The organism is Wolbachia endosymbiont (group A) of Machimus atricapillus (assembly GCF_964027095.1).
Classification (GTDB): Bacteria; Pseudomonadota; Alphaproteobacteria; order Rickettsiales; family Anaplasmataceae; genus Wolbachia.
Window position 1 is genome coordinate 1052614 of record NZ_OZ034727.1, and the last position, 15710, is coordinate 1068323.

Annotated in this window: 16 protein-coding genes and 1 tRNA gene; 3 read left to right on the plus strand and 14 right to left on the minus strand. The window is 33.8% G+C overall.

What is annotated here, in order from left to right; translation table 11 throughout:
• Positions 1-27: 27 nt before the first annotated feature.
• The 10 genes from AAGD68_RS05175 to pheS all read right to left on the minus strand — a co-directional run bounded on the left by AAGD68_RS05175 (position 28) and on the right by pheS (position 6637).
• Complete coding sequence (locus tag AAGD68_RS05175) at positions 28-687, minus strand: TenA family transcriptional regulator (protein WP_341816373.1); 660 nt, start codon at positions 685-687, stop codon at positions 28-30.
• Positions 688-727: 40 nt separating this feature from the next.
• A complete protein-coding gene (locus AAGD68_RS05180) occupies positions 728-1051 on the minus strand; it encodes a hypothetical protein (RefSeq protein WP_265045020.1) in 324 nt (107 codons plus the stop codon).
• On the minus strand, positions 1048-1401 hold the full coding sequence (locus tag AAGD68_RS05185; RefSeq protein WP_341814164.1) for a hypothetical protein: 354 nt from the start codon (positions 1399-1401) through the stop codon (positions 1048-1050). The genes AAGD68_RS05180 and AAGD68_RS05185 overlap by 4 nt, the downstream gene beginning before the upstream one ends.
• Before the next feature lie 125 nt (positions 1402-1526).
• Positions 1527-2699, minus strand: coding sequence for a methionine adenosyltransferase (gene metK / locus AAGD68_RS05190; protein WP_265045015.1), 1173 nt, complete (start codon positions 2697-2699; stop codon positions 1527-1529).
• Positions 2700-2762: 63 nt separating this feature from the next.
• Positions 2763-2839: transfer RNA gene (locus AAGD68_RS05195), tRNA-Ile, on the minus strand.
• 9 nt (positions 2840-2848) lie between these two features.
• Complete coding sequence (gene rpmA / locus AAGD68_RS05200; protein WP_096617064.1) at positions 2849-3118, minus strand: 50S ribosomal protein L27; 270 nt, start codon at positions 3116-3118, stop codon at positions 2849-2851.
• 10 nt (positions 3119-3128) lie between these two features.
• Positions 3129-3431, minus strand: coding sequence for a 50S ribosomal protein L21 (gene rplU, locus AAGD68_RS05205; RefSeq protein ID WP_096617066.1), 303 nt, complete (start codon positions 3429-3431; stop codon positions 3129-3131).
• Between the two features lie 330 nt (positions 3432-3761).
• Positions 3762-4229, minus strand: a complete 468-nt coding sequence (locus tag AAGD68_RS05210; protein WP_264687812.1) for a P44/Msp2 family outer membrane protein — start codon at positions 4227-4229, stop codon at positions 3762-3764.
• Between the two features lie 71 nt (positions 4230-4300).
• A complete protein-coding gene (glmU, locus tag AAGD68_RS05215) occupies positions 4301-5593 on the minus strand; it encodes a bifunctional UDP-N-acetylglucosamine diphosphorylase/glucosamine-1-phosphate N-acetyltransferase GlmU (protein WP_253307320.1) in 1293 nt (430 codons plus the stop codon).
• A complete protein-coding gene (gene pheS, locus AAGD68_RS05220) occupies positions 5594-6637 on the minus strand; it encodes a phenylalanine--tRNA ligase subunit alpha (protein WP_265017357.1) in 1044 nt (347 codons plus the stop codon).
• A 145-nt stretch (positions 6638-6782) separates the two neighbouring features.
• Here pheS and AAGD68_RS05225 point away from each other — a divergent pair, with 145 nt between their 5' ends.
• The 3 genes from AAGD68_RS05225 (at position 6783) to AAGD68_RS05235 (ending at position 10070) form a co-directional block, all read left to right on the plus strand.
• On the plus strand, positions 6783-8570 hold the full coding sequence (locus AAGD68_RS05225) for a hypothetical protein (protein ID WP_264687810.1): 1788 nt from the start codon (positions 6783-6785) through the stop codon (positions 8568-8570).
• A gap of 240 nt (positions 8571-8810) precedes the next feature.
• The gene (locus tag AAGD68_RS05230; protein WP_264687809.1) at positions 8811-9407 is read left to right on the plus strand and encodes a riboflavin synthase; all 597 of its coding nucleotides are present in this window, start codon (positions 8811-8813) and stop codon (positions 9405-9407) included.
• A 57-nt stretch (positions 9408-9464) separates the two neighbouring features.
• Positions 9465-10070, plus strand: a complete 606-nt coding sequence (locus tag AAGD68_RS05235; protein ID WP_253307316.1) for a CvpA family protein — start codon at positions 9465-9467, stop codon at positions 10068-10070.
• Positions 10071-10120: 50 nt separating this feature from the next.
• Here the strand turns inward: AAGD68_RS05235 and uvrC are convergent, their stop codons facing one another.
• The 4 genes from uvrC to AAGD68_RS05255 are packed head-to-tail and all read right to left on the minus strand — an operon-like array spanning position 10121 to position 15688.
• Positions 10121-11941 (minus strand): excinuclease ABC subunit UvrC, encoded by a 1821-nt coding sequence (gene uvrC / locus AAGD68_RS05240; RefSeq protein ID WP_253307315.1) that lies wholly within the window; start codon positions 11939-11941, stop codon positions 10121-10123.
• Between the two features lie 7 nt (positions 11942-11948).
• The gene (gene glyS / locus AAGD68_RS05245; RefSeq protein WP_253307314.1) at positions 11949-14042 is read right to left on the minus strand and encodes a glycine--tRNA ligase subunit beta; all 2094 of its coding nucleotides are present in this window, start codon (positions 14040-14042) and stop codon (positions 11949-11951) included.
• 3 nt (positions 14043-14045) lie between these two features.
• Positions 14046-14885 (minus strand): glycine--tRNA ligase subunit alpha, encoded by an 840-nt coding sequence (locus AAGD68_RS05250; RefSeq protein WP_341814165.1) that lies wholly within the window; start codon positions 14883-14885, stop codon positions 14046-14048.
• A 44-nt stretch (positions 14886-14929) separates the two neighbouring features.
• A complete protein-coding gene (locus AAGD68_RS05255) occupies positions 14930-15688 on the minus strand; it encodes a phosphatidylglycerophosphatase (RefSeq protein ID WP_253307312.1) in 759 nt (252 codons plus the stop codon).
• Between the last annotated feature and the right edge of the window lie 22 nt (positions 15689-15710).

Sequence of the window (15710 nt, forward strand, 5' to 3'; positions counted from 1 at the left end):
CTAAGGATACAAATTAGCTTAAAATTGTCAATGTTCCTTAGGAAATTGATTGAATCTTGAAAAATTATATGCACCATTCAAAAAATCTAACATGAATTGGGCGCTTATTCTAAATAACTTAAGCATCCTGCTCTTTTCATTTTCTCTTGCCCTGCTGCAATATTCATCAACAATATTTTCCAAAATAATGCATCCAGATTCTATAAAACTACCGCTATAATAATCAAACCAATCCTTATATCTATTATTTTTCTTGAATCTATTTTTCATACTATCAACGATAGTCTTGTATATAAACATATAAGAATACAAAACTGTTATGGCTTCATAAGTGTTGCTATATGAGGTAGACAAAAGAAAATTAGTAAAATTTAAGCACTCAAGAGATTTCTCTCCACGACTTATAGCATATATAGCAAAGTAGTGGTTATGCAAAATTCTCTCAATAGCAATTGCCCCTCGAGCCACCCTAATAAGTGAAACAACATTGTTACAGCCTTCTACCCTGGATGCAGTAATTAAGACGGTACGAATATAATCACTCAAGAGTAATGTACCTTGTTGAATATAGAATCTGAAACTTTCTATACTTAGAGTGTTATTCTCCAATTCAACATTAAAAGGATGCTTAATTATATCCTTTAAAAGATTTGATCCATAACAACTCTTAATTATACCACTGAACACTACAATACTGCCAACGTAAACAACTTGTGCTAATGCGTTTTTATTGAGGTATATTAGAGCAATATGCCTCATCCAAAAACATTATCTCTAGCTCCAGTCCTTTCCTACAAAGCTCATATATCTTTTCCTTTTCACAGTCACTAGCTCTTTTGTATAGCCTACTTGTAATATCACTAACCTCCTCAACCACCGCGTCCATTCCTTTGCTATTACAGATACCAATCCACTTTTTGTATTTGTTATTTTTAATCCCCTTAGTTGTTATCTCATTTGCCATATGGCATATAACAATTTGGTATACATTAAAGGAAGAATAAGACAATACTAAGGTCTCAGTAACAGAATTGTGATACGCAGTACTCATGAAAAGGTCAACACAGGCAGAACAAGCTCTTGACTTTTTATGATTATCAGATAGATCACAATCCTCAAATATTTTTTATATTGTTCTCGAAAATCAAATGCTCCTTTTGCTATATCAATTAACCTACTTATTGTTTCAACATCATTAACTTTAGCTGCAACAACTAAATGAGCACGAGTACAATCTACAGAACCTAGAAAATCCTGCTGAAGGTAAAATTTAAATCTTTTATAATCTAAAGTACCATTCATCAATTCAACATAAAAAGGATGTTCTTTCATCCTATCAATAAGATCGGAAAGCTCTTTTACAATTACGTTGTACAGTTCTCCTTCTATTTCGTTATACACTTTATGAGCCTCATAATAAAAACTGAATATAATAATTATCACTAATATAGTATAATTATTATGAAAAAGCAATTATACTTCAACAATAAGCTAGTATATAAATATGAGGCTGTAAATCAAAAATTTTAGCAATCTAAAGAAATTTTACTATTACCTTCTATATTGAATTCTCTACAAAGATCAGCAGACAAGTTCATGCTTTCCCAAGAAAATCCACCGTCATTTTCTGACTCTTTACCAAAATGTCCATAACAGGCTGTACGTTTATATATAGGGCGATTAAGCGATAAATGCTTGATTATGCCTTTTGTTGATAAATCTATACTATTCTCGATAAACTCTTTAATTACTCTTTCCTCCACCGCATTCGTACCAAATGTATCAATATAGAATGAAGTAGGTTTTGATACACCAATTGCATAAGAAAGCTGCACAAGACAACGTTCAGCTAAACCTGCAAAGACAATATTTTTAGCAAGGTATCTTGCCATATAAGCTGCAGATCTATCAACTTTGGTTGCATCTTTTCCGGAAAATGCCCCTCCACCGTGTGGAATATAACCTCCATAGGTATCAACCATAATTTTTCGTCCGGTTAATCCACAATCACTAACCGGTCCACCAATAACAAATCTACCAGTTGGATTGACTAAGAGATTTTCCTCAGGACATATCCACCCTTTAGGTAAAGATGAAACTATGTAAGGATAAATTATTTCTTTTACTTTTGATTGATCCAAATCCTCAGGGTGCTGTATTGAGACAATGATACTTTCAGCACGTACCGGGAGGTTATTCTCATATGCCAAAGTGATTTGTGATTTTGCATCCGGACCAAGCTTTGCTTCTTTAACTGCGCTCATGATATTTTTCAGAATCGAGTGTGCATAAAAAATGGGTGATGGCATAAGGTTTTCTGTCTCTGTTGTTGCATAGCCATACATTATGCCCTGATCGCCAGCACCTTGATCCAACCCTATTGCAATGTCATTTGATTGCTCATGCAGCAGTATATTTACCTTCACTTTTCTCCAGTGGAAACCATCATGCTCATAACCAATATCTTTTATTGTATTCCGTACAATACTTTCAATCCTGCTATTTTTGATGTTAGGTCCGAATACTTCCCCAGCTATAATAACGTTATCTTTGGTGACTAAAGTCTCTATTGCAGCTCGCGCAAAAGGATCAGTGAAAAGGTATTCATCAAGTATTGCATCTGAAATTTGATCTGCTACTTTATCTGGATGACCAGCCGCCACTGACTCACTGGTTACTAAATTTTTATATAAACTCATGCTTTAGGTTTCTGCTTATACAATACCAAAACCGCTATAAAAACACAGTTAGTAATTACTAACTGGTGGGCCTGGGAAGAGTTGAACCTCCGACCTCACGCTTATCAGGCGTGCGCTCTAACCACCTGAGCTACAGACCCCTGATTTATTCAAGCTGAAGCTTTCATATTATCTGTAGGCAAGATATCAATAAAAGTCTTTTTATTTGCTGACCTTCTAAAGCTGACCCAGCCTTCTACTTTGGCAAAAATCGTATGATCTTTACCTATACCAACATTCTTCCCAGGATGGAATTTTGTGCCTCTTTGGCGCACAATTATGTTACCAGGAATAACCTTCCCATTCTTCTTTATTCCTAACCTACGACCTGCTGAATCTCTACCATTACAGGAACTACCACCTGATTTTTTAGTTGCCATATCTTACCTCTTACTTTTGAAGATTAATTTCATTGATACGAAGAACAGTTATATACTGCCTATGACCAGTCTTTCTACGGTAATTTTTTCTTCTTTTCTTCTTAAAGATTATAATTTTTTCTCCTCTACACTGCTCCAATACTTCAGCTTTAACAGTAGCATTAGATGAATAAGATAAGCCATTATTTGAAATACAAATCACCTTATTGATTTCTACCTCTTTTTTTTCTTCAACTTCTAACTTCTCTACTTTTATTATACTGCCTTCTTTTACTAAATATTGTTTTCCACCAGTCTCAATTACTGCAAACATGATAAATATAAATTATTGTTATTAACTTTAATCGTAAACGATGTCATATATGCTGTCAATATAAATAAAAAACATGACTTAATGCTCCTTCTGAGCTACTTAAATACTTCTATCTTTTTTCACCTTGTTATCTGCTTTTTCTCAGACAATAATTAATTCTCAAAAAATCTTGTTTTGAACAGAAGCAAAACTTGATCATTTTTAATCTCCCTCACTTTGCTTTTGCGGTAGGTCTCTAATTAAAACTCCATAATATGGCTTATTAATTATCTAGCAAAAATTCAGCTTCAATTTGAAAAAAGTACAACCTGTTGCTATTCAGCTGGGGTTTTATAAGTTATAATTTATTCCAAGCTCAAATCCATGATTATAATCTTCAAATGCTTTCAATAGACTATAACCAGCAAAAGCACTTGTCCTTGAAGAAAGCGGAAAATCAAGACCAGAGCTTATTTTATATGAGAAACCAAACTTTGACTGTCCAATAAAATCGATAGCAGCACCTATACCAACATTGACATACGGAGTGATATCCGTGTTTGTAAACTCGTAATGATAACGTAAATTTGCTAAAATTCCTCCTTGCAGTCTGTATTTAAAAATATTTGCAACTGAAATCATAGGCTCAACTGAAATTTTTACGCTGTTTGTGTAGTGATAACCGATACTATGACTAAAATTGCCAGAACTGTATGACGAAGAAGTATAGATCCTATCTCTAACCCAATCAACTCCAAAACATGGTACTGACAAAGAAACAGCAGGCAATATAGCTACTAAGGTAAGTAATTTTTTCATTTTTACCCTCCAAATATTGATATACGCATGTATACAAATATAAGCATTAAAAATAATATAATTACAGCGAATTACTTTATTCTCTTAATCACCTGCTTTTCTCTTGCTATTGCAAGGCTTTTTTCTGGTACATCTTCCACTATAACACTACCTGCCGCAATTACAGAGTCATCATGAACATTAAGCGGTGCAATGAGTGAGCTATTGGCACCAATAAAGCAATTGCTTCCTATGTTCGTTTTATGTTTCTTTTTCCCATCATAATTACAAACAATAGTACCTGCTCCTATATTACTCCTCTGCCCTACTTTAGCATTTCCTATATAACTTAAGTGTTTTATTCTAGTGTTTTGACCAACTTCACTTGTTTTCACTTCCACAAAATTTCCTATTTTTGCCTTATTACCAATTGTTGTGTTTCCGCGTATTCTGGTAAATGGACCGACCTCAGCATTACTTTTAATTAAGCAGTTTTTTAAATGCGAAAATGGCAGTATTTTCGCACCAGACTCTATTTTCACTCCAGTACCGAAAAAAACATATGGGTAAATAACTGAATCTCTGGCAATTTGCGTATCAAGAGAAAAGAAAACAGTCTCTGGAGCAACAAGCGTTACTCCAGAGTTGGTAAAAAATTTTCTTTTGTTTTCTTGAAAGTAAAATTCAGCTTTTATAAGGTCATTTCTGTTATTTATTCCCGTTGCCTCTTCTCCACCGGTAATAACGTAACCGACATTTAAATTACTCTTCACTGCAATGGAAACTATATCGGTCAAATAATATTCATGAGTTGAGCTATTGCACTCTATTTTCTCCACCAATTCACGTAAATTCTTTGCACATGCAACCATTATTCCAGCATTTGCAAGAAACTCTTCATGATTATTTTTATCACTCTTTGCTTCTACGATTTCTCTTAAGGAACCATTCTCAATAATTAACCTACCGTATTCTTTATTGCTTGTCCTAAAACCTAGGCAAACTAGAGCCTTGCCTTCTAAGCAACTAACCATTTTAGTTATTGTGCTGCTTTTTATGAGTGGGGTATCTCCATACTGCACAATAATTATGCTCGAATCTGGCAATTCTTTCAGGTTTCTCATCGCAGTTTTGACTGCATCTCCCGTGCCAAGTGTTAATTCTTGTGTAATTAACTGTATATCCTTAAAGCACTTTAGTCTTTCAATTAAAGGCAGATCAACTACAACAGCAATATTTTCAGGATTTAACTGTTTTGCATTGTAAATGACATGCTGGAGCATGGAAAAACTGCCTATTTTGTGTAGGACCTTAGGCAAATCTGAATTCATCCGCCTGCCATGCCCTGCAGCAAGTATAACGAACGTATGAGTTTTACTTATCACTTATCTTAAAGATGAAAAATGAAAACCGTAATGATCAAGCCATCTGATTTTGTTGTCATAAAAGCTCCTTAAGTCGCTAATTTGATATTTTAGCATTGCAAGCCTTTCTATACCAATGCCAAACGCAAAACCGCTGTATTTAGTGTGATCTATTCCAACATTTTGAAATACATTTGGATGCGTCATACCGCATCCCAGTACTTCTATCCATTTACTACCTTTATAACTTATGTCCACTTCTGCAGAAGGCTCGGTAAAAGGGAAAAAACTATTACGAAAACGTATCTTCAGCCCTTTATCTCCAAAAAACTTATTAAGGAAGTGATGAATAGTAAATTTTAACTGGCCCATATTGACATTCTCATTGACATATAACCCCTCTATTTGATGGAACATAGGAGTGTGAGTTGCATCAAAGTCGTTTCTGTATACTCTACCAGGAGATACGATTTTAATCGGAAAAGTTTTCGCTTTTTCCATAGTTCTGATCTCCACAGATGAGGTATGAGTGCGCAGCACCATTCTTTTGTCGTTTATTTTATTCTTTAAGTAGAAGGTATCTTGCTCCTCCCGCGCAGGGTGGTGACTTGGAGTATTCAGTGCATCAAATACATGAAATTCATCTTCAATGTCAGGGCCATCAACTGCTTTAAAACCCATATGTGCAAAAATAAGCTTTACTTCATTTAGAACCTTACTGAGTGGATGGACCTTGCCCATTTTTTCTGGTCTAACGGGCAACGTGATATCAACCGCCTCGTTCTGCAATTTAAAGTTAACTTCTTCGGCTTTTAGTGCATTTTCCTTATTCATTATAAGCTGATCTAGCTTATTACGTAAAACGTTGATAACTTCGCCTAAATTGCGCTTTTTTCCTGCGTCTTCTATCTCTTTTAAGTTGTCAAAATAAGCTTTAATTACACCCTTTTTTCCCAAATATGATAGCCTGACTTTTTCTAAATCTTGTAAAGAAGAAGCATTCTCAATTTCAGAGACCGCTTTATCTTCAAGTGAAGGTATTTCATTCAGTAGCTCTTTATTCATCTTAGAAACGCTGGCTTAAACTTTAATTATAGTAAAATCTTGAATAGCATCAACAATCTAAAAACTGTCCCATTTTGATTATTAATTTATTGACCAATTAGTTTTTTTTATTTACCTTTGCGTTGATGAATTTGCTGTATCAACCATGCACAACAGTGACACTGAAACTGATAATAAGTACAAAATAGAGGATTTACCTAAGTTCTTTAAGGAAAGATCCAAAAACATAAGTAAAGCATTTTCTAGCAAAATAATTAAGATCAGTACCATTCGCTCGAGAAGTATTGAAAGTAATATACAAGAATTTTCATTTGAGCTAACAGCAACAGGTAAAGACACCTTTAATACAAGACCATTTCAAATAAAATCTTTAATTGATTTTTTTAAAATCTGCCTTTCTCGGGAAAAAAATTTTACAGTCAACATAAAAGTACCAAAAGAAAGCAGTGAATTATATAATAACTACTGTAAAACTAGTAGTGATAAAACTGTAGAAGAATTCGTAAATAATGCTCCGCCTCAAATCCTTCTGCAAGGAATAACAATCATACTACAAACAAATGTTAAAGACATTAACTTAGATAATTTGCACCAAATAGGGTCATTTTTAAATGAAAGGCTAAAACATGCAGAAAAAACTGAAAATGAGGAACAGAGTCAAGTTACACTACAAGTAAAAGAAGCAGAAAATAAAGACAGACAAGAACAGAGTGAAACTAAGCAAAAAAACGCACAAAATAGACAAATTGTACCATTTACAGGCTCGTTTGGCTTTAACGTAGCAAGCAAAGTAAATTGTAAAGCTCCAGTGGTTACTGCTGCAATAAAAGCTAATATACCAAAATATAGAATCTTCCTTCCCTTATCCAATTTTTTTAATGATGTAATAAGGTTATCCCTTTTAAGAACACCAAAACCTTCTATACAGAGCAACAATATACCATTTGGTGTCATTCCAGCGCTTGACGCTGGAATCCAGAAAAAAAAAGAAAAATGGACCCCAGTGTCAGCTACTTGGATGACAAGTAGTATAGGAAATCCAATACCTCAAGGAGCAGAACAGAATGTAGGTCAAACTACTTCGCACACAGAGTATTTTAAGGCTAACAGAAAAAAGAAGTCAAAAAAGCAGACCAAAGAACTATCAGAGAAAGAAAAACAATTAGCCATAAAACAAGCACAAAATGATGCTAGAGTAGCTATGTTAGATAACCAGATTGAGCGCAGGGGAAAAAAACTCGATGAAATATTTATTGAAGTGATGAATGGATACAAAAATCAAGATCCAGAAACATTTCGCAATGTTTTTAACTCAATATTCAATATTGTTTATTTTCAAGATAAACAATTACATGAAATATTGGAGTCAGGTGAGATATCAGAAGTATTAGAAATACTAGAAATACCACAACCAGCTGGCAAGTCTTCTTTTCCAAAAGAGTATTTACATAAGCAAGTATATAAAAAAAAAGAGCAATTGCTCAAATTAGTTTCAGGTGTTTATATACAACAACCTCCTACGCAACATGAAAATACTCCTCATAAATCTACAAACCCTTTACCAATAAATAAATCTAAAGATCCTTCACCAGCAACAAATGAAGCTAAAACTCTACCACCTACTAACATTACACTCAAATCACCGTTAAAAACTGTATTTTCCTCAAAAAAGGCTTATTTTTGTCTATTTATAATAGTAGCATCTGCATCAACACTTTGCTTATGGCATTTTCCATTAGGAAAAGTGTCAATGTTAAAAGAATTAGTGCCACCAGAAAAAAGAGAAAATATTGGGTTAGCATTGAACATAGGGTTACCGACATTGATTACATTATGTGTTTTGAGTTTAGCTTACTTTATATATTCTGAATATTCTATAGAATCTGTTAAGCAAGTAAGTGAAAACGATCCCCTTTCTCGCGCCTATAGCTAGTGCAGGCTCAGTTTTCCTACGTCATACCGCCGCGGATAGATCCCGCTAACAAGCAGCGGGATGACAGCAGTCCTACGTCATACCGTCACGGTATCTCACATAGATCCCACTAGCAAGCAGCGGAATGACGAATTTGTCATTTTTTAAATCGTTGGTAAACCAGAATTACTTTAGCTATAACAAAATAGAAGTAAGTTGTTGTAAAAAAATTTTCATGGTAAAATTATTTATTTTCACCATATGTTTAAAGGAATTATCACGGATATCGGGACTATAACTGATACTACCACTCACTCCAACTCTGATCAAATTTTCCATATCAAAACACAAAATTTACCCTCTATAAACAAAGGAGATTCAATAGCTTGCTCTGGTGTATGTTTAACTGTTGTGAACATACTGAACGATGTATTCACAGTTCAAGTGTCTCAAGAAACTATGAAGGTTGCTAACTTAAATACGTGGAGAATAGGAAAAAAAATAAACCTAGAACAAGCAATGCGGCTAAGCGACAGAATCGATGGCCACTTGGTTCAGGGTCATGTTGATGGGATAGTAAAAATTTTAACAATTGAGCGAAATTTAGATTCTCATGAAATCAAACTATCGTGCCCACAAGAATTAATTAAATTTGTTGCAAAAAAAGGCTCCGTTACACTAGACGGGGTTTCCCTTACAGTGAATTCAGTTATTAATCAGGAATTTATAGTAAATATAATTCCCTATACATGGGAAAATACAACTTTTCAGTACAACAAAATAAATGATTATCTGAATTTAGAAATTGACATGATCGCTAGGTATTTAGATCAATTGATGCAGCATAAATACAATTAATTTTACAACCTTGTTATTTACAACTATTATATCTTGAAAACCATATAGATATAAAATATGCTTTTCGATAGCCTAATTATCTTCATTGTTGTTCTATGCGTAATAATCTCGGTAACTAGAGGTTTTATAAAAGAGCTATGCGCATTGATGTTTCTATTTTTATCAATTTTTCTGACAGCTAATCACTATGATTTTTTCACTCCAAATTATAGTAAATATTTTGATTCTAAAGTTATACTAAACATACTTTCTACAATCTCTGTATTTATTATACTTAATCTTATATTCATGATAATAAACAACTGGCTAATGTACATATTATCACCCATAAGGTTGGGGTTTATCGATAGAGTTACTGGAATCTTTCTCGGAGTGCTTAAAGGAATATTGCTCTCTTATGTATTATTTTTTGCTGTGCACTTATATTGCTACACAGTATATGACAAAAAAGAATATGGCAAAAAAGAGGAACATTCTGAAATAAAAGCAGAAGACATATTGCCTAATTGGATAATAAATTCACACTCTTATCAGGCTTTATTTGTGACAGCAGAAGAAGTAATTGACATGTATGTACCAGAGTCGTTGATACTAAAAATAAAAGAGATCGGTGGAGAAATGGTTGATCAAGAAAAACCCAAAAACAATAAAAAAGAAGAGTAAATATTTATTTATAAATATGTTCATTAGGAGTATTCAAAAAGCCATATGTGTCAGGTTAAGAGCACTCCTCTCTTATAATTCACGTATTTAAGAATGACTTCTGCTAAACCTTTACTAATTCCATGTACGTTTTGAATTTCAGCCAGAGAAGCTTTGCTTATATTTTTCACTGAACCAAAATAAGACATCAACGCCTTTTTCCTTTTGTTGCCAATGCCGGGTATTTTGCTTAATTGTGAAACTATAAACTGTTTATCGCGTTTTTTTCTATGTGAAGTTATCGCAAAACGGTGGGCTTCATTACGCAGCAATTGTAAGTAAAGCATGACTTTGCTGTCATTTGCCAGACTGAATTCTTCCCTGCCCAGCATATAAAATGTTTCATTTCCTGCGTTACGATCAGGACCTTTTGCCATACAAGCAAAAGGAACGTTTATATTCAATACTTCCAGTACATTCTGTACTATGGAAACATGTCCTGGTCCACCATCAATCAGTAAAAAATCAGGTATTATGCCTTTTATATTGCCGGAGAAACGTCTGGTTAGCACTTCCCTCATCATTTTATAGTCATCGCCTGAAAATTTTTCCTTTATAGTAAATTTTCTGTACTCACTTTTTAAAAAACCCTCCTGCCCTGCAACAACCATTACACCAATTTGTTGATTTCCAAATATATGGCTATTGTCATAAACCTCAATACGCTTTGGAATGTTTGGTAACAAGAAGATTTTGCTAAGCTCCTCAAGCTTTTCTAGGTTATTTCTATAATCGATAAGCTTCTGCTCTAAGCTATGCTGAGAGTTATCATAAACAAATTTCAATAAATCACGCTCTTTTTTATTCTTTGCATGCAGAACTTTTACTGGCTTTTGAGCAACCTTATATAGTGCTTGTTCTATAATTTCCTTATCCACAATAGAATCTGGAACGTAAATTTGTATTGGAGGTATGTTAGCTGAATTATAAAAATTGACCAAAAAGGTGGATAAAATTTCATCATTTGAGTGATCACCACAGTTCTCGGCAAAGTAAGGAGTGCTGCCGTAGTTGTCTTTATTTCTGAACGATAACACACTAATACATGCTAGATCCTCTTCACGTACAATACTGAAGAAATCTGCATCTTTTTCAAAAGAAAAATCCGTGTGCTGTATTTGAATTTGCTCAAGAAACTTTACCCGATCTCTATATATAGCAGCAAGCTCATAGTTTTCTTCACTGCTGCACTTTCTCATTGTGAAAAGTAACTGTTCTTTCACTTCCTTATTTCTTCCAAGCAATGTATTTCGTGCCTGTTTTACTGATTGGCAGTAGTCGTCTTTTGTGATTTTGTTTATGCATGGTGCTGAGCAGCGCTTAATTTGATATTCAATACATGGTCTTTTTGTTGAGGAAAAGTATTGATCTGAACATACTCTTAGGAGAAAAGCTTTTTGCAATGACAATATAGTTTGCTTAACAGCAGCGGCAGATGTAAAGGGACCATAATAATGAAACTCATTCTTCTTAAATTTGCCTCTATATTTTGCTATTCTTGGATAATCGTGCTTGGAAATTGTTATATAAGGATAAAATTTTCCATCCTTGAGCACAATATTATAAAGTGGTTTCAATGATTTTATTAACTGTGCTTCAAGAAGCAGTGCTTCGATTTCATTCTCAGTGATGAATATTTCAACCTTAACAACCTGTGAGAGCATAACTCTAATTCGTTCAGAAAGGTTTTCGAATTGAAGGTAGTCAGATAATCTCGATTTCAAGTTTTTTGCTTTACCAATGTATAAAACTTTATCCTTATCTCCAATCATCTTATACACACCACAAGACTGCGGAGATAATTTTATCTGTTCTTTATATTGCTTGAACATTTATCCATTACTTGACTTGTATGAGGTTAAAATCTGCTACTAAATGAAAGACGGAAACTACATTTTCAAGCAAAGATAATCTGTTTCTTCTCAGCTTATCAGAATCACAGTTAATCTTTACACTGTCCATAAACTGATTGATAAACGGAGCAAAACCAGCAAGTTCATCAAGCGCTGCATTAAAGTGGTTATTTTTTATCGCTTGTTTTATGTTTTTACAAGCAGTTATAGCACAATTTGATAGCGCAATTTCTTCATTTTCAATCAAAAATCTCTTACCGTAAGATGCACTATAAGTAGTGCCATCACTTTTCCTTACTTTGCTCATCATGTTACTGACTCTTTTGTAAGTGCTTAGAATCTGTTCACCTTCTGGCGTACTAAGATAACGATCCAATATAACAGTTTGCTTTTCTGCTGTCAGCAGATCATTAATATCGATTTTATATAGTATTGAATCTACGACATCTTGCCTTATATCTCTATTTTTTAAAATAACCTTGAATCTTTCTAAGCAGAATCTAAATACTAGTTCTGAAATTTGTTTTCTATTTGGCTTATCAACTGACGTTGTATTTTCATTAAATAGAAGCCTTGAATATAAAGATACTGACTTATCTATCAATAGCCTAATTGGAATATGCAAATTATTTTCAAGTATTGTTCTAATTATACTAATTGTCATTCTCCGCAAACCAAACTGATCATACGAACCAGAGATTTTCTCACCTGCTGCAATTAAACCAACTAAGCTATCCACTTTGTCTGCAATTGACACAGCAATTGCTGAAGGGGATTTAGGACACTCCTGCTCTGGCCCGATTGGCTTATAGTGTTCAGTTATAGCTTCCACTATTTCTCTATCTTCTTGAAAATAAGAAGCATAATATCCACCCATTACTCCTTGTAATTCTGGAAATTCTCTTACTATCGATGTTGCCAAATCAGCTTTTGCCAAATATGCAGCACGTTCAACTTTTATCAGCGAAGCATGTGGAATAAATATAGCTATATACTTTGACAGAGACGTAATACGCTTCACCTTTTCCCCCACGCTGCCAAGAAAAGCATGAAATAATATCGAACCCAATTTTTTGACATAATGATCCAGATCTTCCTTTTTGTCCTGAGATATCAAAAATTGTGCATCAGCAAGACGTGCTTCTAATATTCTTTCGTGTCCTTTAACAACTTCACCATTGTTGACGTTGACAACAGTGACAAAGTGTGAAATTCTCTTTCCATTACTTAAAGCAAGATATTTTTGCTGCGTATTAATTATACTAAGAATTACTTCCTTCGGTAATCCAAATGACTTTTCTTGATTCACTTCACCAAACAGTACGATTGGCCACTCTATAAGCCCTGTCAATTCATTTAGTAAATAATCATTTTTCTCAAGTTGTAAATTCTGCTCTTTTGTGAATTTATTAATCTGATCTAGTATAAATTGCTTTCTTTTGTCCAGCTGGAGAATTACGCTGTTTTTTTCTAGCAATTCAAAATAGTCTTTAGGTGCTTTAATAGTTAACGTCGCATCACTTGAGAGAAATCGATGGCCATATGTTGTGTTAGATGCTGTGATCCCTGCAAAAGACACAGGTATTATTTCGTCATTTAAAATGCATAAAATGTTTTTAATTGGCCTAACCCACCTTTCTTTTCCTTCGCCCCATCTCATGCTCTTCAACCAAGAAAAGTTTTTGAGCATTTCCTCCAGTTGATTTTTGAGGAATTCTCTGATGTTAAATGAGCAGCTTTCTCTTTTAATGAAGTAAAAATCCTCATTATTTACTTTTCGAACGAGCAAATCTTCTTCATTTTTCTGATATTTTCTTAAAAAACCTTCGATAGCACTTTTTGGTGCGTTAATGTTTGGTCCCTTAACTTCGTTATTGGAATCCTTTAGCTCCAAAGCATTTATGTTGTCAACAAATAGGGTAATGCGACGTGCCGTTACAAAAACCTCCATTGATGTAAATTTTACATTATTTTTGTTAAAAACATTGGCAATACAGCTCTTAACTTGAGTTGCAGCTACATTCTGCATTCTCGATGGTATTTCTTCTGAAAGGCACTCAAATAACAACTGCAACGACATACGCTATTTACTCATGTACAATTCGCAACATTTTTTTGTCAGCTCTCTAACTCTACCAATATGCGCTGTACGTTCATTGACACCAAGCACACCTCTTGCATCAAGCAGATTAAGTAGGTGACTAGTTTTAATACATTGGTCATAAGCTGCAATTGGTAGCTCCTTTTCAATAAGGAACTTACATAATTTTTCCGTATCTTCAAATTGCTGCTGTACCACTTTAGTATCATAATAATCTAACGCTAAATAAGAAAATTCATATTCTCTTTGTTTAAAAATATCTCCGTAAGTTACACCGTTATCGTTCCAAGTTATATCGTAAACATTATCTACACCTTGTATGCACATTGCTAAACGTTCCAACCCATATGCCACCTCACCAGGAATCATCTTGCAGTCAATCCCTCCAACTTGCTGTATATAAGTAAGCTGTGTTACTTCCATTCCATTGCATGTAACTTCCCATCCAAGTCCTGATGCACCAACACTTGGGTTTTCCCAATCATCTTCAACAAACTTAATATCATATTTTTCTGTAGATATGCCAAGAGCTTTTAAGCTATCTAAATAGACGTTTTGTAAATTATTACCAGATGGCTTTATTATAACTTGATATTGGTGATGTTGATACAAGCGATTAGGATTATCACTATAGCGTCCATCTGCTGGCCTAATTACTGGTTGTAGATATGCAATTTTTGTCGGTTTTATATCAATTGCAGACATAATTGTTGCAGGATGTAATGTACCAGCACCAACTTCAGATGTGTATGGGTGAAGTATAACGCACCCTTCACCAGCCCAAAAATCTTGCAACTCTTTTATTATACTTTGTAAATTCACACAAATTGCACACTTTTTATACTAAATATATAAATAAATAAGTACTATTCAATATTTATTTTTTTTGCAGCACTATGTAAATAATCACCTAAAACTGCTGAACTTTCCCTCACATACTGAATTATGCTTTTATTTAGGACAATTGCATCATGCATAGTTAAATCGCAGAATATAAATGCTGTTAAATACAGTAAAATCACCGCATAAAATGTGTGAAAAATCCCCTCAAATGTAATTGAAATTGCATTATTATAGCTGAGTTGTATTGAACTTATTGGCCATGGTTTTATCACTTCTACGACATTAAAAAATACGTAAGGTATCATAAGAAAAAAGAAAAAGTGCATAAAATCATTAAACCAAAATGGGCATTGAAACATCTGCTTACATATACTCCCATAGAGTTTACTTACAGTATAATAAATTGACATTATTGCTGGCATTGAAAGTGCTACAGTCAATACTTGCCCTGACGCTATTTGTATTACTATTTCTTCACCACTGTTTGCTGAAGGGTCCTGAGCATGAAAAATAAATATTCCAATTAATTGTATTACTAACATAACTATTGCCAATTTTGTAAAAACAGCAGCTACAACTATTCCTGAATTTGGCATTTTATATAGTAAATATTCGCCTCCATATGTAAAAATCAATATAACATCGACAATAAATAATATTAAAAAAGAAGACCAATAGTTCTGCCAACCTGGTAAATATCCTATTCCCAAAAAAGAGCTTACTGTTTTGGCAGGAAAAACCTTACCTAGCATCTTTCCCAAAAATTCAAAAAAAATCCCCATGCTCTAAGTAACACTTGGTTTA